This window comes from Paraburkholderia sp. BR10923 (genome assembly GCF_040948765.1).
Taxonomy (GTDB): domain Bacteria; phylum Pseudomonadota; class Gammaproteobacteria; order Burkholderiales; family Burkholderiaceae; genus Paraburkholderia; species Paraburkholderia youngii.
Genome location: NZ_JBFPKO010000008.1, coordinates 330,489 through 346,983, shown reverse-complemented (window position 1 = coordinate 346,983; position 16,495 = coordinate 330,489). Strand labels below are relative to the sequence as shown.

At 57.4% G+C, this 16,495-nt stretch carries 13 protein-coding genes and 1 pseudogene; 4 read left to right on the top strand and 10 right to left on the bottom strand.

The genetic code is table 11. The annotated features are described in order from the left end of the window. Window positions 1–2: 2 nt before the first annotated feature. The 6 genes from AB3X94_RS18050 to AB3X94_RS18025 all read right to left on the bottom strand — a co-directional run bounded on the left by AB3X94_RS18050 (window position 3) and on the right by AB3X94_RS18025 (window position 7,619). A complete protein-coding gene (locus AB3X94_RS18050) occupies window positions 3–653 on the bottom strand; it encodes an aldolase (RefSeq protein WP_368612245.1) in 651 nt (216 codons plus the stop codon). Further along, window positions 653–1,930: a 3-oxo-tetronate kinase gene (gene otnK / locus AB3X94_RS18045; protein ID WP_368612244.1), complete on the bottom strand. Its 1,278-nt coding sequence runs from the start codon at window positions 1,928–1,930 to the stop codon at window positions 653–655. Before otnK ends, AB3X94_RS18050 begins: the two co-directional genes overlap by 1 nt. Before the next feature lie 464 nt (window positions 1,931–2,394). Continuing rightward, window positions 2,395–3,276 (bottom strand): NAD(P)-dependent oxidoreductase, encoded by an 882-nt coding sequence (locus AB3X94_RS18040; RefSeq protein ID WP_368612243.1) that lies wholly within the window; start codon window positions 3,274–3,276, stop codon window positions 2,395–2,397. Continuing rightward, window positions 3,273–4,190 carry an NAD(P)-dependent oxidoreductase gene (locus AB3X94_RS18035; protein ID WP_018434062.1) on the bottom strand — a complete coding sequence of 306 codons (918 nt, stop codon included), beginning with the start codon at window positions 4,188–4,190 and terminating at the stop codon, window positions 3,273–3,275. The genes AB3X94_RS18040 and AB3X94_RS18035 overlap by 4 nt, the downstream gene beginning before the upstream one ends. A gap of 341 nt (window positions 4,191–4,531) precedes the next feature. Further along, a complete protein-coding gene (locus tag AB3X94_RS18030) occupies window positions 4,532–6,013 on the bottom strand; it encodes an aldehyde dehydrogenase (RefSeq protein ID WP_368612242.1) in 1,482 nt (493 codons plus the stop codon). A 151-nt stretch (window positions 6,014–6,164) separates the two neighbouring features. Further along, the gene (locus AB3X94_RS18025) at window positions 6,165–7,619 is read right to left on the bottom strand and encodes an aldehyde dehydrogenase family protein (protein ID WP_368612241.1); all 1,455 of its coding nucleotides are present in this window, start codon (window positions 7,617–7,619) and stop codon (window positions 6,165–6,167) included. A 209-nt stretch (window positions 7,620–7,828) separates the two neighbouring features. Between AB3X94_RS18025 and AB3X94_RS18020 the strand changes: the two are divergent. Then, window positions 7,829–8,321, top strand: a pseudogene (locus tag AB3X94_RS18020) (transposase); the annotation flags it as partial. 250 nt (window positions 8,322–8,571) lie between these two features. Here AB3X94_RS18020 and AB3X94_RS18015 read toward each other — a convergent pair. Then, on the bottom strand, window positions 8,572–9,756 hold the full coding sequence (locus tag AB3X94_RS18015) for an MFS transporter (RefSeq protein ID WP_018434066.1): 1,185 nt from the start codon (window positions 9,754–9,756) through the stop codon (window positions 8,572–8,574). A gap of 801 nt (window positions 9,757–10,557) precedes the next feature. On the opposite strand from AB3X94_RS18015, the gene AB3X94_RS18010 reads away from it, so the two are divergent. After that, window positions 10,558–11,055: a cyclophilin-like fold protein gene (locus tag AB3X94_RS18010; RefSeq protein ID WP_368612240.1), complete on the top strand. Its 498-nt coding sequence runs from the start codon at window positions 10,558–10,560 to the stop codon at window positions 11,053–11,055. Window positions 11,056–11,117: 62 nt separating this feature from the next. Here the strand turns inward: AB3X94_RS18010 and AB3X94_RS18005 are convergent, their stop codons facing one another. Beyond that, entirely contained in the window at window positions 11,118–12,011 is an 894-nt protein-coding gene (locus tag AB3X94_RS18005; RefSeq protein ID WP_368612239.1) for a LysR family transcriptional regulator, read from the bottom strand. Between the two features lie 316 nt (window positions 12,012–12,327). Between AB3X94_RS18005 and AB3X94_RS18000 the strand changes: the two genes are divergently transcribed. Continuing rightward, window positions 12,328–12,606 (top strand): DUF4148 domain-containing protein, encoded by a 279-nt coding sequence (locus AB3X94_RS18000; RefSeq protein ID WP_084598335.1) that lies wholly within the window; start codon window positions 12,328–12,330, stop codon window positions 12,604–12,606. A gap of 285 nt (window positions 12,607–12,891) precedes the next feature. Beyond that, window positions 12,892–13,917 carry an XdhC family protein gene (locus tag AB3X94_RS17995; RefSeq protein ID WP_368612238.1) on the top strand — a complete coding sequence of 342 codons (1,026 nt, stop codon included), beginning with the start codon at window positions 12,892–12,894 and terminating at the stop codon, window positions 13,915–13,917. A gap of 188 nt (window positions 13,918–14,105) precedes the next feature. On the opposite strand, the gene AB3X94_RS17990 is transcribed toward AB3X94_RS17995, so the two are convergent. Together AB3X94_RS17990 and AB3X94_RS17985 are read right to left on the bottom strand one after the other, a co-directional pair. Next, a complete protein-coding gene (locus AB3X94_RS17990) occupies window positions 14,106–15,158 on the bottom strand; it encodes an NAD(P)-dependent alcohol dehydrogenase (protein WP_368612237.1) in 1,053 nt (350 codons plus the stop codon). A 373-nt stretch (window positions 15,159–15,531) separates the two neighbouring features. Further along, window positions 15,532–16,308: an SDR family oxidoreductase gene (locus AB3X94_RS17985; RefSeq protein WP_018434071.1), complete on the bottom strand. Its 777-nt coding sequence runs from the start codon at window positions 16,306–16,308 to the stop codon at window positions 15,532–15,534. Window positions 16,309–16,495 lie beyond the last annotated feature (187 nt).

Here is a 16,495-nt window from a genome sequence, read left to right as displayed (position 1 = left end):
GCTTACCAGTGTGCGCCGAACGTCTTCCGCAATTCGTCGATGGCGGATTCCGGTAGCGGTTCAGGACGCGGCCATGTCGAAAGATAAAGTTCTGCCGTTTCTTCCAATTCCTCCAGCGCGTAGCTCGCCTGTGACACGGACTTTTCCCAAACCACCGGCCCGAGTCGCTCAAGCAATACCCCGCGCACTTTCGAAGCGAGTGTAGCGACTTCCTCGGCAACGGCAGGGTCGCCGGGACGACGGTAGCGGACCAGTGGCACGTGGCCGACCTTCATTACGTAGTACGGCGTGATCGGCGGAAGAATGTCGTCGTTCCTCCATACACCCGAGAGCGTCAGCGCGACAAGATGTGTCGAATGCGTATGCACCACCCCGTTTGCTTCCTTGTTGTTCTCGTAGATTCTGCGATGCAGAGCCAACGTCTTTGACGGTCGTCCGCCCGAAATATGATTGCCTTGTAGGTCGGCCTTTGCGATGTCGTTGGGATCGAGGCGTCCGAGGCATGCGTCGGTCGGCGTGATGAGCCAACCATCGTGGAGACGCGCGCTTATGTTACCCGCACTCCCCACCGTGTATCGGCGCTCGTATAGGCTTTGACCGATGATGCAGATTTCTTCACGTATGCTGCTCTCACTAGCTGAGATTGTCGCCATTACAGTGCCTTCAGCGCCTTCGTGAAAAAATCGGTTGTGCCAAAATTGCCAGACTTGAGTGCCAGCGCGAGGGGTGCCTTATCATTCGCGCCGACGGATTGCGTCGCGGGTACACCGGGGTCGATCTGGGGCCCGATACGTAGCGTGCGCACGTTGAGTGCTTGCACCACTGCGCCGGAGGTTTCGCCTCCGGCAACAACGAACTTGCGCACGCCGATATCGCGCAACCGTCGTGCGATTGTCGCGAGCGCCTCTTCGACGAGGTGCCCAGCCTTTTCGACGCCCAGTTTCTTCTGTATGGCCCTCACATCTTCTGGCGATGAAGTAGCGTAAATCAGCACTGGCTCGCGCTTGTTTAAATAGCTCCGCGCAAACTCCACGGCACTATTAACCACGTCGTCGCCGCGCGAAATCGCTATCGGATCGATATGGAAGCTCGGCTTCGAGGTGCGCCACGCTGCGACCTGTGCATTGGTAGCCTTGGATGCACTGCCGGCCAGAACAACGGCCTCGCCGTCGATTTTCGGCAGGTCGCCGGCTTCTCCGGAGTAGACGAGCAAGTCGGCTGAGTGGAAATTTTGAGGCAGACCGAGCCCAATTCCCGAGCCTCCGGTGACCAGGGCGAGATCTCGGCACGCTTTGCCGAGCGTATATAGGTCCGCGTCGCACACGGCATCGGCGATGGCAAGCCGAACGCCGTCTTCTTTCAACTCGTCGATGTATGCGCGGATCGCGTCCACACCTTTCGCGACTATGTCGTAGCGAATCAGCCCGACTTTCGACTTGGTTTGGCGTTGCAAGACGCGCACGAGGTTGGGGTCGGTCATTGGCGTGAGCGGATGATTTTCCATCCCAGACTCACTCAACAGTACCTCGCCGACGAACAGGTTGCCGCGGTAAATCGTTCGGCCATTTTCAGGGAATGCGGGACAGGCGATCGTGAAGTTCTCGCCAAGTGCGTCCAGCAGGGCATCCGCGACAGGACCGATATTACCCTTGTCAGTAGAATCGAAAGTGGAGCAATACTTGAAATAGTATTGGCGGCAGCCTTGCGTTCGGAGCCAGTCTAGTGCCTCTAGCGATTGGCGGACGGCCTCTTCGGCCGAGATCGTGCGCGACTTGAGCGCGACGACAATGGCGTCGGCTTCAATATGCGTCCCCGCGACGGGCACGCCGATGGTCTGTACTGTGCGCATTCCGCCTCGCACAAGCATATTGGCGAGATCGGTCGCCCCGGTGAAATCGTCGGCAATGCAGCCAAGCAGTGCGTTCGCCATTACCTAACTCCCTTCAATTTTCGAATGCAATATCGTGCTCACGCGAGCGCCATCGCCAACTTGGCCCGCGCAGGAGGCAATCGTGGCTTACTGACGTCCGTTACCGACACCATTTTGATGCGTTGAGGCTGACCCGGCGACCGGAGCTTGAACCCCGTTCTTCACAGTAAGTTGACGGGCCACTTGCAGACAGACTGTGTGAAGGCTCTGCGGCACGCGATGCTTGAAGTGACGCGAGTGCGCTGGCTCATATCCAGTACCACATAGCCGGCCGGCGATAACTCTAAATTGATGTACCGCTAGTCCTACCGGGAATCGCCGTCCGCAGTGCCCAGCGGCGTACGGTGGGGCAACAGAGTTCTCGTTTCATTGGCAAGCCGACGTCCCGATTCGCACGACCGCGCGAGTACTCAGCCCCACGCGCAGTCGCGCCACTGTCATATCAGGCGACCCCGACTATTCGGTCAGGCTGCGCCCGGGGCAGGAAGTCCCGAATCGGCTTCCCAAATCTCGGCTAACGCATCGACGGTTCTCGATTCACCAAGTCGATTCGAAGCTGCATCGAGCGTTGAGCGAGCCATCGTAGCAATGAGCATTGGTGCCCCGTATCGCATTCCAACGGCTGACGCTTTTCTCAGGTCGTTCGCACAAGCGCCGAGCGTTAAATCCGCGGTTCGTTTATTAGCGGCCAACGCCGGAAGTACCCGTGCAGACGCGCTGTTATAACCGGAACTCTTGTTTAGGACAGTCGCCATGTCGCCCATCGCAAGCCCGTTTCTTGCACCCATCGCCGCACATTCGTAGGTGATGAGGCGATTACATGCAGCAATCGCGGCGACGATCAGCCGCATGGCGTGACCAGTGCCGACCTCGCCGCAGTGGATGACTTTCGGGCAGACAGCCGTCAGAACATCGCGCACTGAGTCGAGCACGGTCGCCGGGCCTCCGAAGAAGATGGCCGAACCTTCCTCGATTGCCTCGGTATTCTCGGTGTGAAGGGGGGCGTCGACATACGTGATCCCGCGTTCGCTAAAATCTTTAGCGAACAAGCTGGTTTCGTCGGGGTCTCCTTGGCTCATGTCTACGAGGATTGGGCTTACTGCGGAGGCTGAATTGATCCAATCCGAGCGTCGAAGCAGTGAGTCGCGTGCCGCGTCTGAATCAGTGCACAGGACGACGATTTCCACGCCTTTGGTCAAGGCTGTAGCGCTGTCTGCCTTCTCTGCACTTTCGCAACGAAGAGGCCCGCCATCTACGTCGAGGACACGAACTTTATACTTGCTCGCCAACTGGCGAACCACAAACGCAGCGATGTCGCCGCTTCCTGCCAGTCCTATCGTGGTCACTTTGCGTCTCCAGTCTCTGCGTTCGTCGGCGCGTCGACAAACTTGGTATCGGCCATCGACTCAATGACGCCAATCATCTGCTCAAGCTGAGCGTCTTTACCCAGCGCATTTAGTCCAATCTGCAAGATGGATCGGGCTGCCCCCCCAATCGGCATCGGAACTTTCTGTTCGGCCGCGAGCGTGATTGCCTGATGGATGTCTTTCACCTGTAGAGCCAACCAGAATTTCGTCGATTGACGCCCCTCGGCGATGGCGGGCAGCATGCCTTGAGACGTGTAATTTTTTGCGGTCGTGGCGTTGATCGCCGCTGTCATTGTTTGAAGGGGAAGGCCAAACTTGCGTCCCATCGCCACGACTTCGAGAGTGGCGAGTCGGCAACTGACATTCATCATGTTGTTGACGGTCTTCATTGTCTGACCGTTGCCTACGCGCTCTCCACAATGGAAGACGTTTGGACTAATGGACTGCAAAACAGGCAGGACCTTCAGGAATGCGGCGTGCGGACCAGAAGCAATGATGGAGATGGTTCCGGCGATGGCTGTGGCCATTGCTCCCGAGACAGGGGCGTCGAACAGCGGCACACCGATTTCTTCAAGTTGACGGGCAAACTCTCTCGTGTCGGCGGGGACGCCGCTGGTCTGATCAACGACAATTTTGCCAGCGGAAAGGCCCTCAGCAAGACCGTTCGGCCCGAAGAGGACAGCTTTGACATCCGAGCTTCTGGGCAAACAAAGTAATACCACGTCGCTGTTGCGTGCGAGTTCTGCTGGCGTTGCCGCCGCAGCTGCACCGAGTTCGACAAAGGAATCTACAGCCGTCTGATTCAGGTCGAACACGCTTAGCGGAAATTTGCCGATCAGATGACGGGCGAGCGCGCCACCCATGGCGCCCAACCCGATATACCCGATGCGCATGTATCTCCTCCTGATTTTTGCGTTACTGCCGATGCTGTCCTCGGCGGACCGCCGCTCAAATGCGGCATTCCAATATCGTGCGCCCTGCGGCGATCATGGTCGAGTGGTTTTTTCTCTGCCGTAAGGTAAGCGCGGCTTACCGGGTTAGGGAAAGGCAAAGTGACCTTCGCCATCACCTCAGCATCCTCGTTGAAGCGTTGCTGAGTGGACTGAGGAGACCTGGGCAAAAAAAAGGCCGCTGACGCAGCCCCAAGCGTGGATACCCTCACGTAGTTACCTTAAGTTCCAGGAGCATGGCGCGCCTTCGAGCGCTTGGAGGGCCTTGTGGGCGTCATGCTTTTCTAGCGCTGAACAAACGGATTCGCTGGCGGACCTGCCGCGGTGGACAGGAATACGCTTTTGGTCTCGAGAAATTCATGAACTGCCTCGATCCCATTTTCGCGGCCGAGGCCTGACATCTTCATCCCGCCAAACGGCATCATGAAGCTGTATGCTCGGTACGTGTTGACCCAGACTGTTCCTGCTTTGAGCGCCTTCGTCATGCGCATCGCCCGGCCGATATTTTCCGTCCATACGCCAGCCACGAGGCCGTATATGACGCTGTTGCCCAATTGAACTGCATGATCTTCGTCTTCAAAGCCGATGATAGAGAGCACTGGCCCAAAGACTTCCTCTTGGGCAATACGCATGTCGTTGGTTACGTCGGTGAAAATGGTCGGCTCGACGAACTGGCCACCGGTCAGTCCGGGGCCAACCGCAGGCTTTCCGCCGAGAACGCAACGTGCGCCGTCTCCTCGAGCGATTTCGATATAGTCTAGTACTTTCGCATACTGTGGCGGTGTGGCGATCGGACCTACGTTGGTCGTTGGCTGCATCGGGTCCCCGAGCTTCACATCCCGCGCAAGCTCGATTAGTCGCTCAGTGAAGCGCTCCTTAATCGACTCCTGAACGAGAAGTCTTGAGCCGGCAATACACATCTGACCTGCGGCACCGAAGATGCCTGAGACGACGCCGATAGCTGCAGCGTCGAAGTCTGCGTCTTCAAAGACGATGTTCGGTGACTTGCCACCCAACTCCATGGCGACTCGCTTCATCCCGCGCGCCGCAGTTTCATAAATCCGTGCGCCCGTGACGTCGGACCCGGTGAAGCTAATCTTGGCGACATCCTTGTGCTCGACGAGTGCAGCGCCGACTTCGCTACCGAAGCCAGTGACGACGTTCAACACACCGTCGGGTAGGCCGGCCTCCTTGGTGAGAGCAGCGAACTCCAGTGAGCTCACGGACGCGAATTCAGATGGTTTGACTACCACGGCACATCCGGCTGCCAGCGCGGGAGCGCACTTCAACGCCAGGAATTGAAGGGGCGAATTCCACGCAGTCAATGCTGCTACGACGCCAACGGGCTCATGAGTGGTGAATGCGAAGACATTTGCCTTCTCGACTGGCATGACCGAGCCTTCAATCTTGTCCGCCAAGCCGCCGTAGTAGTACCAGTACTCGGGGATGGTCTTCAACTGCCCCTGCATCTCCGAGAGAACTTTACCGTTGTCGCGGGTTTCAATCTCCGCCAGATTCTTGGCGTTTTGCGCGACGAGGTCGCCTATGCGACGCATGATCTTGCCGCGCTCCGTGGCGGTCATTTTGCTCCACGGACCAACGGTCATTGCCCGCTTTGCAGCTTCTACGGCGCGCGCAGAATCTTCGGCTGTGCCGCGTGGAATTCTCGCCCAAGTCTCGCCGGTATAAGGATTAGCCGTGTCAATCCACTCGCCGTTCGCAGGGTCTTTGAATTCCCCGTTGATCCAGAGCTGATACTTCTTCATCCGTCTACCTCCATTGGTCAGCTATTTCTTCGAACACACCGGCGCTCGTCCAATAGCGCCGTTCTCTCGGCATAACTGCCACTACTCGTTCCGACCCGGACCTGCGACAGAATCGGGAACACACCACGTCAATGTGTCGGTGTGCAGCAGATCAGCGAACCAGGTCAGGCAAACCAGCGGCCTTCTCAGCTAGTCCATACACTGATTTGATCTCAAGGTATTCCTCGAGTCCGAAAACGCCCATCGAACGGCCGATCCCTGACTGCTTATAACCGCCCATCGGAGTCACCGAATTGGTTGCGGCCCCATTAACGCAGATTCTTCCAGCGCGCAGGCCCTTGGCGAACTCATAGCCTCGCTGAAGGTCACCCGTGAACACGTAGCCGCCCAACCCGTAGATCGAATCGTTGGCGATCTTCAATGCCTCATCCTCAGTTCGATAAGGGATCACCGCCAAGACCGGGCCGAAGATTTCTTCTCTTGAGATGGTCATGTCGGCCGTAACGTCACTGAACACGGTCGGCTGAACGAAGAAACCCCGGTCCAAACCGGTGGGAGATTCAAGGCCACCGCAGACCAGCCTCGCGCCCTCGTCGATGGCGGACTGAATGTAGCGTTTGATGCTTTCGTACTGTGTACGATTGATCACCGGTCCCATCGTCGTTGCGGGGTCACGGGGATCGCCTATGCGAAACTTACTGCATTCGTCTACCAGGTACGGCAACACCCTCTCAACCTGGTCCTCGTGGATCAGCATTCGGCTGGGCGCGTGGCAGCTCTGGCCGGTGTTGAAAAAACAGCGCGCGATATTCCAACGCGCGGCAGCCTCTAGATCGGCATCTTTGAGTACGATGTTGGCAGACTTCCCACCGAGCTCCAACGAAACACGTTTGACCGTGCGGGCCGCTGCTTCGCCGACCTTGATGCCGGCGCCTGTTGACCCGGTAAATGACACCAGGTCCACATCGGGATGTCGCGACAGCGCTTCGCCTACCACGCTGCCGCGCCCAAGAATCAGGTTGAAGACCCCGGGAGGCAGTTCCGCCTCGTCAATGACCTCTGCCAGCAGAATGCTGCTGAGTGGAGATGCATCTGAGCCTTTCATGATGGACGTGCAGCCAGCCGCAAGCGCATAGATGAACTTGATCACCGGCGTCTGGATTGGCCAGTTCCAGGGAGAGATCAGCGCGCAGACGCCGATGGGCTCGCGGCGGACGATGGTATCTTCCACGCGCGTTTCGAATCGGTAAGACTGCAGCAGATCGCGCGCAACCTTCATGTGTGCGATGGGGCCAGTGACCTGCGCACGCGCCGAGCGGGGCACGCCGACTTCACGGGCAAGAACCTCAGAGAACTCGTCTAGACGCCGCTCGTAGGCCGCGATGATGCGGTCGATGATGGCAACCCGCTCGGCAATGCTGGTGTGCGAAAAGCTCTCAAACGCGCGGCGCGCGGCGACCACGGCACGTTCTACGTCCTCAGGCGTGCCGCCGTTGGCGGCGGTAGCGAACACGACTCCGGTGTTAGGGTCCACCATTTCGCGCTTGTCGGATCCGGATGGAGCCACCCAAGCGCCGTCGATGTAGTGATATGGATAGTTCGTCATGGTTCACCTTAAGAAATCAAATTGAGGGTAGCGCGCACAGGTGGTCGCCAGGGGTGGCGCTGGATAAAGGAATCTTCATCTGCTGTGGTGAGTCCACTGTCCCTTGCGACGGTCTGCTCAGTCAGCAACGACTGGGGGACGAGAACCTGGTGAGGCCGACCAGATCGGTAGAGCGTGTTAGCCACTTTCGGTTGGACCTGGTATCCCGGCTGGATGAGCAAACGCAAGCGGTCGACCTGCGAGAGCGGGCCTCGCGCAGGTTACGACGGTTACACGCGCAAACAAGGCAGCAACGTTCACATGGCCGTGGATACCTTGGGACGGTTCCTTGCTGTGCATGTGACTCCGGCCAATGAACGGCAGCGCGCGCGAGTCGGGGAACTGGCGCGTTAGGTCCAACGGGCCAGGGGTCAAACGGTCAAGGTGGCGTTCGCAAACCAGGGAGATACCGGCGAGGAACCAGCGCAGGCAGCGTTTGATGAGGGAATCGGGCTTCAGGCAATCAGGTTGGCGAAGGCGAAGAAAGGTTTCGCGCTCTTGCCACGCCGCTGGGTAGTGGAGCGCAGCCTCGGCTGGCTGAACCGCTTTCGGCTGCTTGCTCGAGACTACGAGCGCTTGTCCGAAACCCTTGCCGGACTGCACTTTAGGGCCGTCTCCGTACTGATGCTGGTTCATTTCGTAAACCTTCCGAATAGTGCCTAACGCGCTCCAGAATCAGGCTGGATCGCGGCTTTGGGACTGTTCGGCAGACGCACGCGTGAGACGTGCTTTATGAGGGAAGCTGCATTCTCATAATTCTGTACAGGCACGAGCGAAGCGTCGAGTCGGATTTGCTTGTCGAATGGAAAGCTGGGCTTACCACGGCGAGCTTTCCGTAACGCTTTGGTTGATATACGAACCTCAAGACCTCGACTCGATGGTTCACGTCAAGGCTGGCCCCGTTTCCCATTCTCTACGTGTCAGGCTGGATCCGCTTTCCGCTGCCGATAATAATCGCGGAGAAGAGCATCAGCGCGACGCCACCGATGAATGCCGCGCCAATGGAGAAGTGGTCGATCAGCGCGCCGCCGAGTTCAGCACCAAGCATGATCGAGAGCTGAATAGACGCGACCATCAGTCCGCCGCCGCTTTCCGGCTTGTCCCTTACGGCCTTCGACAGCCACGTTGACCATGCGACCGGGATTGCCGCGTTTATCGCGCCCCACACAATCACTAATATCGCGACTGCCCACAGGTTGTGGCCAGCGGGAAGCAGTGCGAGCGTCACGCCAGCCAGTGCCACCGGCATCCCCATCATAAGCCGATAGAGACGCTTATTCACGACTGCGCTGGCGCCATACGTGCCTGCGAAGCCAGCTAAACCCATCCCAAGCAGGAGGAAGGACAGCTCCGACGCGTCCGCGTGAGTGTAGGTCTCAAAAAATGGCCGGAAATATGTGAAGACAGCAAAAGCACCACCGAACGTCAGCATCACAGCCAACATCGCGAAAGCTACGTGTGGTCGCCGAAGCAGAGACAGAACGTTGCCGCTGGGTTGCTGCGTCCGTTCCGGCATCGATGGAACCGTGGTCAGCAACAGCACCAAATTCACGACAACGATGGGAGACAGCGCCCAGAAAACGCCTCTCCAGCCGATAACGCTTCCGAGATAGCTACCAATCGGCGCAGCAAAAGCTGTGGCAACTGCATTGCCGGTATACAGGCCCCCCAAGGCCTTGGGCACAGATTCTTCCGGAACGAGCTGCATGATGGTGGCGGTCGCTAGCGACCAAAAGCCGCCCACCGCGATTCCCAGGAGGGCTCTGGCGACCATCAGGGTCGCAAAGCTGCCAGCCTCGGCGATAAGGACTAGCGACACCAACATGAGTGCCGCGAGAGCCGCCAGAACGTATCGGCGGTTAAGGCGACTGGCTACTGATGGAATTAGTAGGCTCGTCATCACGGCGAACAGGCCGGAGATCGAGATAGCTTGACCGGCCATACCGACGGACGCGCGCAGGTCCGAAGCGATGGGCGTCAGCAGACTAACGGGCATAAACTCAGAAGCGATCAGCATCGCAGCGCACATCGCCATCGATGCTACTGCACCCCATACCTGGCGTCTTGAGGCTGCGGCCTGATTTATCAAGGTAGACATTGAACTTCCTTTCTCTAGGTTGTCCCCCTAGTTCTCGCCTGCCGAGGGCGCGCCGGACAAAAGGAATGCACGACCGGCCAATCGGATTGGCAGTCGATGTAGCGCCGGGCAATGGAAAACGAACGCATACGCATTTGCCTGCGCACGCGGACACGGATTGCGAGAATCTGTTTCGAGGTCGAATTTGACCTCGAAAGAAGGGGTGATGCTTTCGTTACAACCGGCAGCGAGCTACTGCTGAACCGAATGCACGTAGTTTAGCTACGTCACCTAGTGAGATAAACCGGCGTTGAGTCATTGGACTCATGAGTCATCGTAATCAATTGGGACAAGCCCTAGTCGACCTCGCTAGCTTCCCGTTTGCCGGGGTGCGCACTCAGCGTGCTACGGTGCGCAAGATTGCTGCGGGCAGTCCACCAAGGCTCTTGCGCCTGCGGTGATGGTGCGCGCCTTAAAGGGTTTGCGGTCAACTGATTAGCCTGAGTGATAGGTCCTATCAGAATTCACCACCTAGTTCTGCGTCGCCTTCGTAGTTAGATTACGTTGTTCAGGCGCACCAAACTGACGGGCATGATATTCGGCGTCCCTGTTGCCTTTGAGGAGTTCAAGGCAGTTGGTGCGGCAGAAGGGCGTCCCGGTCACTGTTTGCTCGGGCGCGCTTCGTCTATTGCCCGCGTCACCTTTGCTTTGTTGACGGCCGCCATTCGACGCACTAATGCGCCGAGCCGAGCCGAATTGTGAATGCGGGCCCATTTACATTTCGAGTAACTGTCACCACTCGGTATGTCGCTAGGAGCCCGCATGTCCGTACGAGAATTCACGAGAGGGCTTTTGCTTGTAGCCATGCTATCTCTTATCTTCGCAAGAACAAGTGCCGCGGGAGGTGAGCCGCAGAGCATTTCGGCGCAGACATCTTCCGGCGGCGCGGGCGCATCCGGCCAGATGAAGATCAAAGTCAACGTAGCAGGAAAGGAACTTCAGGCAACGTTAGCCGATAACCCGACCGCGCGTGATTTCGCGGCGCTTCTTCCGATTCGAGTGTCGATGGATGATTTATTCGGGCGTGAAAAGGCAGGATCACTTCCCAGAGCGATCTCTACAGGCGGACCAAGTAGCGACGTCTACCAAGTAGGAGACATTGGTTACTGGTCTCCTGGGCACGATATCGCGATTTTCTATCGTCAGGACGGGGAGAAGATTCCGTCTCCGGGCATCATCAAAATCGGGCACTTTGACTCGGGAGTTGCGGCCCTCAACGTGCCGGGGTCAGTCGAGGTCTCGATCAAGCGCGTTGAATAGCCAGGCGTGCTGGTCGCGCACTGCCTGGCCCATCGCTTGGAAAAGGCCGCTTTTCCCTCGGCCTATGAACGGTGCTTCAAGGCGTCGATGACGAGTTTGAAAGCCCGCGAGATTTGGCGCCGGCTGGGGTAATAAGCGTGATATCCGGGCCACACTGGGCACCAATCAGTCAGAACGCTGCGGAGTTCGCCCTTTTGGATATGTTCAATTACAGCGTCTTCCGGGACGAATGCTAAGCCAAATCCATCCAGAGCCGCTCTAACCATTTGTGGCTGAGTATTGAACGTAAGCTGTCCACCAACGCGCGCTTGCGTTTCGCGCTTTCCCTTCTTCAGTTCCCACGCGTATAGCGCTTTGGTGGTAGTCATGCGTAACGTTATACATTCATGATTCAGAAGGTCCTCGGGTGTCTTCGGAACCTCCCTGTTCTGAAAATACGAAGGAGCGCCGACGATGGCCATCGGAATGTCGGGGCTGATGCGAACCGCGATCATGTCCTTTGCGACTTGGTTTCCGAATCGGATGCCAATGTCGTAGCGTTCTTCGACGATGTTAGAAAGGCCATAGTCGACGGTAACCTCTACCTTGATGTCGGGGTACGAGGGTAGAAGTCGTCGCAGCTTGGGCCAAATGACCGTTTCGACTGGGTGGTCAGTTGCGGTAATGCGCACTACGCCTGCAGCTTTATCCCTGAAGTCTGCGAGAGCCGCCACGCTGGCATCAATCTCATCGATTCGCGGTGCCACTGCCTGGAACAATTCTTCGCCAGCATCAGTGGTCGAGACGCTTCGAGTTGTACGTGTCAGTAGACGTACGCCCAATCTGGCTTCGAGGTCACGTACGGTGTGGCTCAGTGCCGACTGGGACACCCCAAGTTTGGCCGCAGCGCGTGTAAAGCTTTTCTCGCGAGCGACCGCGAGGAAGACAAGGATGTCATTGAGGTTTTCTCGAGCCATCTTGCGTTATCCGGTGATGTTGAAAGCAAGCTTATGCGCGTGTTGATGCGGTAGCGGCTAACTAGATGAGCTAAGCAGGCCAGTTGATTCATGACCAATACTAATAAGCCCAATTGGCCGCAGCCACTTAATCGAATAGGTGAAAACCCTTATATTATGCCCTGAAAGAGGTCACTGACAACCGTGCGCGGTGGCCTTTTAAAACGAGCACGGTTCAGGAGGAGCAATGATCGGGTGCGGAGACATCATCCTGACGGCGGTGGGTTCTCAACGAAGTCGTCGGGCGTGCCTTTACTAATCTTCTGGAGTAGCAGCAATGAATCGACGTCTTACTATCCTTCTCATGGCCATTGGTCTTTCCACGCCTCTCTTGGCTGCGGCACAAACTTCGGCGGCACAGGGCTTGACGCGCGAACAAGTTCGGCAAGAGATGGCCGAGTATGCCGCTGCAGGTTGGAATCCTGCACGCCAGAATCCGCGTACGTGGGTCGACGACGCTCAGGCAGCCTCTGCAAAGGTTATGACCGCAAGAGCAGACGTAGCCTCGCCCCAGCTCGCACAAAGCAAATCGGACGACGCAGGTCACTGCAACTAACTTCTCTGGTCAAGCGAAATGCATGGAACTATCAAGCGCCATGACCGCTTCCCTTTGGCATTGGCGGACAGCCGGGCAGCGAGACGACCGTCTCGCTGCCCGGCAATTGTTTCGGGCAGACAGGGCTGGCAGCGCTTACACGTTTGCGTCTGTCATGCGAACCGGTAACGTACCGACAGGGATTTTGAAGTTTGCTTCGCGGAATCTCGAGAGACCGCTTACCGCCATATCCTCGCGCTCGCCAGGGTCGAGCGACGGCACAAATACTTTCAGTCGACAGGGACCATGGATAGCGTTGATGTCGAGGTTTTAAGAGCGGCCATTTCCTGGCATCAGAATCGAATGCCCGTCATCATGGCAACTGTAATAAGGACTTGGGGATCTGCGCCTCGTCCGGTAGGTTCGCTGCTAGCACTTCGTCTGGACGGCTTGATAAAGGGCTCTGTATCGGGTGGGTGCATCGAGGACGATCTGGTGCGCCAGGCGAAGGACGGCAGGCTCGACTTCCAGCGCATCCAAACCGTCAAATACGGCGTGTCTGCCGAGGAAGCGCACAGATTTGGATTGCCATGCGGTGGCACACTTGAGCTCGTGCTTGAGCCGTTGAATAAAGACTCCAAGCTTAACGAAGTGTTCACTGCGATCCTGTCTGGGCAAACGCTTTTACGAACCCTGGATACATTGACGGGGAAAGCTCGATTGAGTTCGGGCGACACACCGGGCCGCACCTTCTACGACGGCCGATACCTTCAGGCAGCGTACGGGCCGCAGCTTCGTGTCGTTCTCATCGGAGCAGGGCAATTATCCGAATATGTTGCGCGTATAGCGCTGCCACTTGGCTATAGCGTCATTGTCTGTGATCCACGTGACGAATACCCAGAAAGTTGGGACGTAGCTGACATTGAGGTTAGCCGTGAAATGCCGGATGACCTGCTGATTCGCTTGAAGGTCGATAGCAACACAGCGGTAGTGGCGCTTACCCACGACCCAAAGCTCGACGATATGGCACTTTTGGAGGCGTTGAAGTCTGATGCGTTTTACGTTGGCGCCGTTGGATCGCGCTCGAACAGTGGGCGCCGGAAAGAGCGTCTGAAGCTATTTGATCTGAGCAGTTCTGAAGTTGACCGACTTCACGCGCCCGTGGGCCTCCACATCGGCGCACAAACACCACCGGAGATTGCTGTCGCGATTCTGGCCGAAATGACAGCGGTGCGTCGTAATGTGCCTGTCGTGCAAACGCATGCCGCTCGGAACCGTAGCGACTCGACGTCTGTATGCAAGGTGGAGTTATGGGACGAGGTTCTTCCATGAACTCGCGAACGTGTAGCCAATCAATGGCAATCGCTCATTTTCCGTAAGTCCCGAAGTTACGACGGCGAAACGTGCCGATGTAACGAGAGGCGCTCCCGATTACCTTTGAACGAGAGCGCTTCTGCTGTTCGGATCGGGGATCGTTGCGCCTTCGCCCTTTCCGGCCCAACTCTATCGTTGACGTGAAATTACGCGGGGATCTCCAGAGACGCCATGTCAATCACGAAGCGGTAGCGAACGTCGGCGCGCTGCATCCGTTCCCATGCCTCATTGATTTGGTCCATGCGAATCATCTCGCAGTCAGGTAGCACGTTTTTGCGTGCGCAAAAATCGAGCAACTCCTGCGTTTCGAGGATGCCTCCGATCGGCGAACCGGCAATTCGTCTACGACCGACAATCAGCGGCACCGTGCTAGGTTCGTCAAGCGGTCCCACCTGACCGACCAGTACCAAAGTGCCGTCGACATCGAGCAACGGCAGATACGGATTCAAGTCGTGGCGAACCGGAACGGTATCGATAATAAGGTCGAAATTTGATGCGGCCTTTTCCATGGCTGTGCTATCGGTCGATAGCAGGAATGCGTCAGCGCCAAGCGCTTTTGCATCGCTAGCCTTGTCAGCCGTCCGACTCACTACCGCCACAACGGCACCCAGCGCGGACGCGAGCTTGACCGCCATATGTCCAAGACCGCCCAAACCGATGACCCCGACGCGGCTTCCCGGCCCAATATTCCAGGTGCGCAAAGGGGAGTAGGTCGTGATGCCGGCGCAGAGCAGCGGAGCGACCTTGGACACATCGAGTCCTTGGGGAACGCGGAGGACAAAGTCCTCGCGAACGACGATATGTTTGGAATAGCCACCTTTCGTGGGTTCGTTGGTAACGCGGTCGAATCCGCAGTACGTTTGCGTGTTCCCCTCGCGGCAAAGCTGCTCCAGCCCCTTGCGGCATTGGTCACACACCATGCAGCTATCAACCATGCAGCCGACAGCGACATAGTCCCCGACCTTATAACGCTTCGCTTGCGGTGCGACATCAATGACGCGCCCGACGATCTCGTGACCAGGCACCAGTGGATAGTTGGACCATCCCCAGTCGTTCCGCGCTTGATGCAGATCTGAGTGGCATACACCGCTATAGAGGATTTCGATTGCAACATCGTTGAAGCGTAGTTCGCGGCGTTCGAAGTCGTATGGTTCAAGAAGCGACTTGGCCGTTTGAACGGCGTAGCCTCGGGTCTTCATTGCGATACCTCATGGGGGAAGGATGGAGGAGCCCTATGTTGGGTCGGCTCGGTCGTGCTGCTCGGACCGCGAGGGATCGGCACGCAGCGTATTTTTCTGTCTATGGCGCGCTCGCTTGCGCACCGCGAGTGATACGCGATTCTATGAAAGGGTGAGGACGATATTAAGATGCAGTGTTTGCATGGTCCTATGAGCCAATCTCACGAATCGTGAGTCGTCTTATGAAACACGAACGGTGATCTGGGGCGGATGCCGGTGCGTTCTGTTACGCACGCAGGAGTCGAGGAGTGTCAAGTCCGCCACAGCATTGTTAGTTGGAAGGCGAGGGCGGTGACGCCGCCCTCGCGTGGACGCTGTGTGGATCTACCGACGATCAGAGGCCAGCGGTTTGTCCACCGTCGACCACCACGGCGTGACCGATTGCGAATCCGGCAACGTCAGAGCATAGCCAGAGAACGGTGTTGGCAATCTCTTCGGGCCGGCCCAAGCGACCGATCGGCTCCTGTGCAATCATTCGCTTGCGGTTCTCTTCGGTCCCTTGGGTAAATCGGCCGATCATCGGCGTATCGATGATGCCCGGGCATACGGCGTTGATGCGCACGCCGTCCTTCGCGTATTCAAGAGCTGCAGACTTCGTGAGACCAATGACGCCGTGCTTGGCGGCGCAGTATGCGCCTTGACCTCGAATGCCGACAACCCCAGCACCGGAGGAAGTGTTCACGATTGCACCGCCGCCGTTTTTGAGCATGAGCGGAATCTGGTACTTCATGCAATAGAAGACGCCTCCGAGGTTGACGCGAAGATTTCGCTCAAACGTTTCAACGCTGACGTCGGCAGTGTATGCGAGCGGTTGCTCGATGCCGGCATTGTTGAATGCGAAATCCAGTCGACCAAACTTCTCGATGGTAGCCGCGAGTGCAACCTGCACGTCTTCAGGATTCGAGACGTCGCATCGCACGGCAAGGGCGCGGCCGCCTTGCTCCTCGATCATCCGCGCAGTCGCCTTGGCACCATCTTCCGAAAGGTCGACCACGACTACGTCTGCGCCCTCTTGGGCAAAGGCCAACGCAGTAGTTTGCCCGATGCCGTTTGCAGCACCCGTGACAAAAGCGACCTTCCCCTCATAATTCCACTTGCGATGAGTCGTCATTGATTCCTATCTCCATTAAGCTGCTCGCGTTGGAAGCAAGCAATGTTTCCCCAGAACTTACGTACATTCGGAGTGTCGTTATTGTGGCCGGCGCAACGGCACAACGTGAGGCCGTTGATGGCGCTGAGCGTCGAAGATCGACCCGCACCTCGGGATGAGACGATGAGCGATTCGTCGTTTACGTGTA

What these genes read in the sequence shown, in the direction of transcription:
- AB3X94_RS18015 (WP_018434066.1), bottom strand. Translation starts at nt 9,756, where the DNA reads ATGTCTACCTTGATAAATCAGGCCGCAGCCTCAAGACGCCAGGTATGG.
- AB3X94_RS17990 (WP_368612237.1), bottom strand. Translation starts at nt 15,158, where the DNA reads ATGAAGACCCGAGGCTACGCCGTTCAAACGGCCAAGTCGCTTCTTGAA.
- AB3X94_RS18000 (WP_084598335.1), top strand. Translation starts at nt 12,328, where the DNA reads ATGAATCGACGTCTTACTATCCTTCTCATGGCCATTGGTCTTTCCACG.
- AB3X94_RS18050 (WP_368612245.1), bottom strand. Translation starts at nt 653, where the DNA reads ATGGCGACAATCTCAGCTAGTGAGAGCAGCATACGTGAAGAAATCTGC.
- AB3X94_RS18005 (WP_368612239.1), bottom strand. Translation starts at nt 12,011, where the DNA reads ATGGCTCGAGAAAACCTCAATGACATCCTTGTCTTCCTCGCGGTCGCT.
- AB3X94_RS18025 (WP_368612241.1), bottom strand. Translation starts at nt 7,619, where the DNA reads ATGACGAACTATCCATATCACTACATCGACGGCGCTTGGGTGGCTCCA.
- AB3X94_RS18010 (WP_368612240.1), top strand. Translation starts at nt 10,558, where the DNA reads ATGTCCGTACGAGAATTCACGAGAGGGCTTTTGCTTGTAGCCATGCTA.
- AB3X94_RS18035 (WP_018434062.1), bottom strand. Translation starts at nt 4,190, where the DNA reads ATGCGCATCGGGTATATCGGGTTGGGCGCCATGGGTGGCGCGCTCGCC.
- AB3X94_RS18030 (WP_368612242.1), bottom strand. Translation starts at nt 6,013, where the DNA reads ATGAAGAAGTATCAGCTCTGGATCAACGGGGAATTCAAAGACCCTGCG.
- otnK (WP_368612244.1), bottom strand. Translation starts at nt 1,930, where the DNA reads ATGGCGAACGCACTGCTTGGCTGCATTGCCGACGATTTCACCGGGGCG.
- AB3X94_RS17995 (WP_368612238.1), top strand. Translation starts at nt 12,892, where the DNA reads ATGGATAGCGTTGATGTCGAGGTTTTAAGAGCGGCCATTTCCTGGCAT.
- AB3X94_RS17985 (WP_018434071.1), bottom strand. Translation starts at nt 16,308, where the DNA reads ATGACGACTCATCGCAAGTGGAATTATGAGGGGAAGGTCGCTTTTGTC.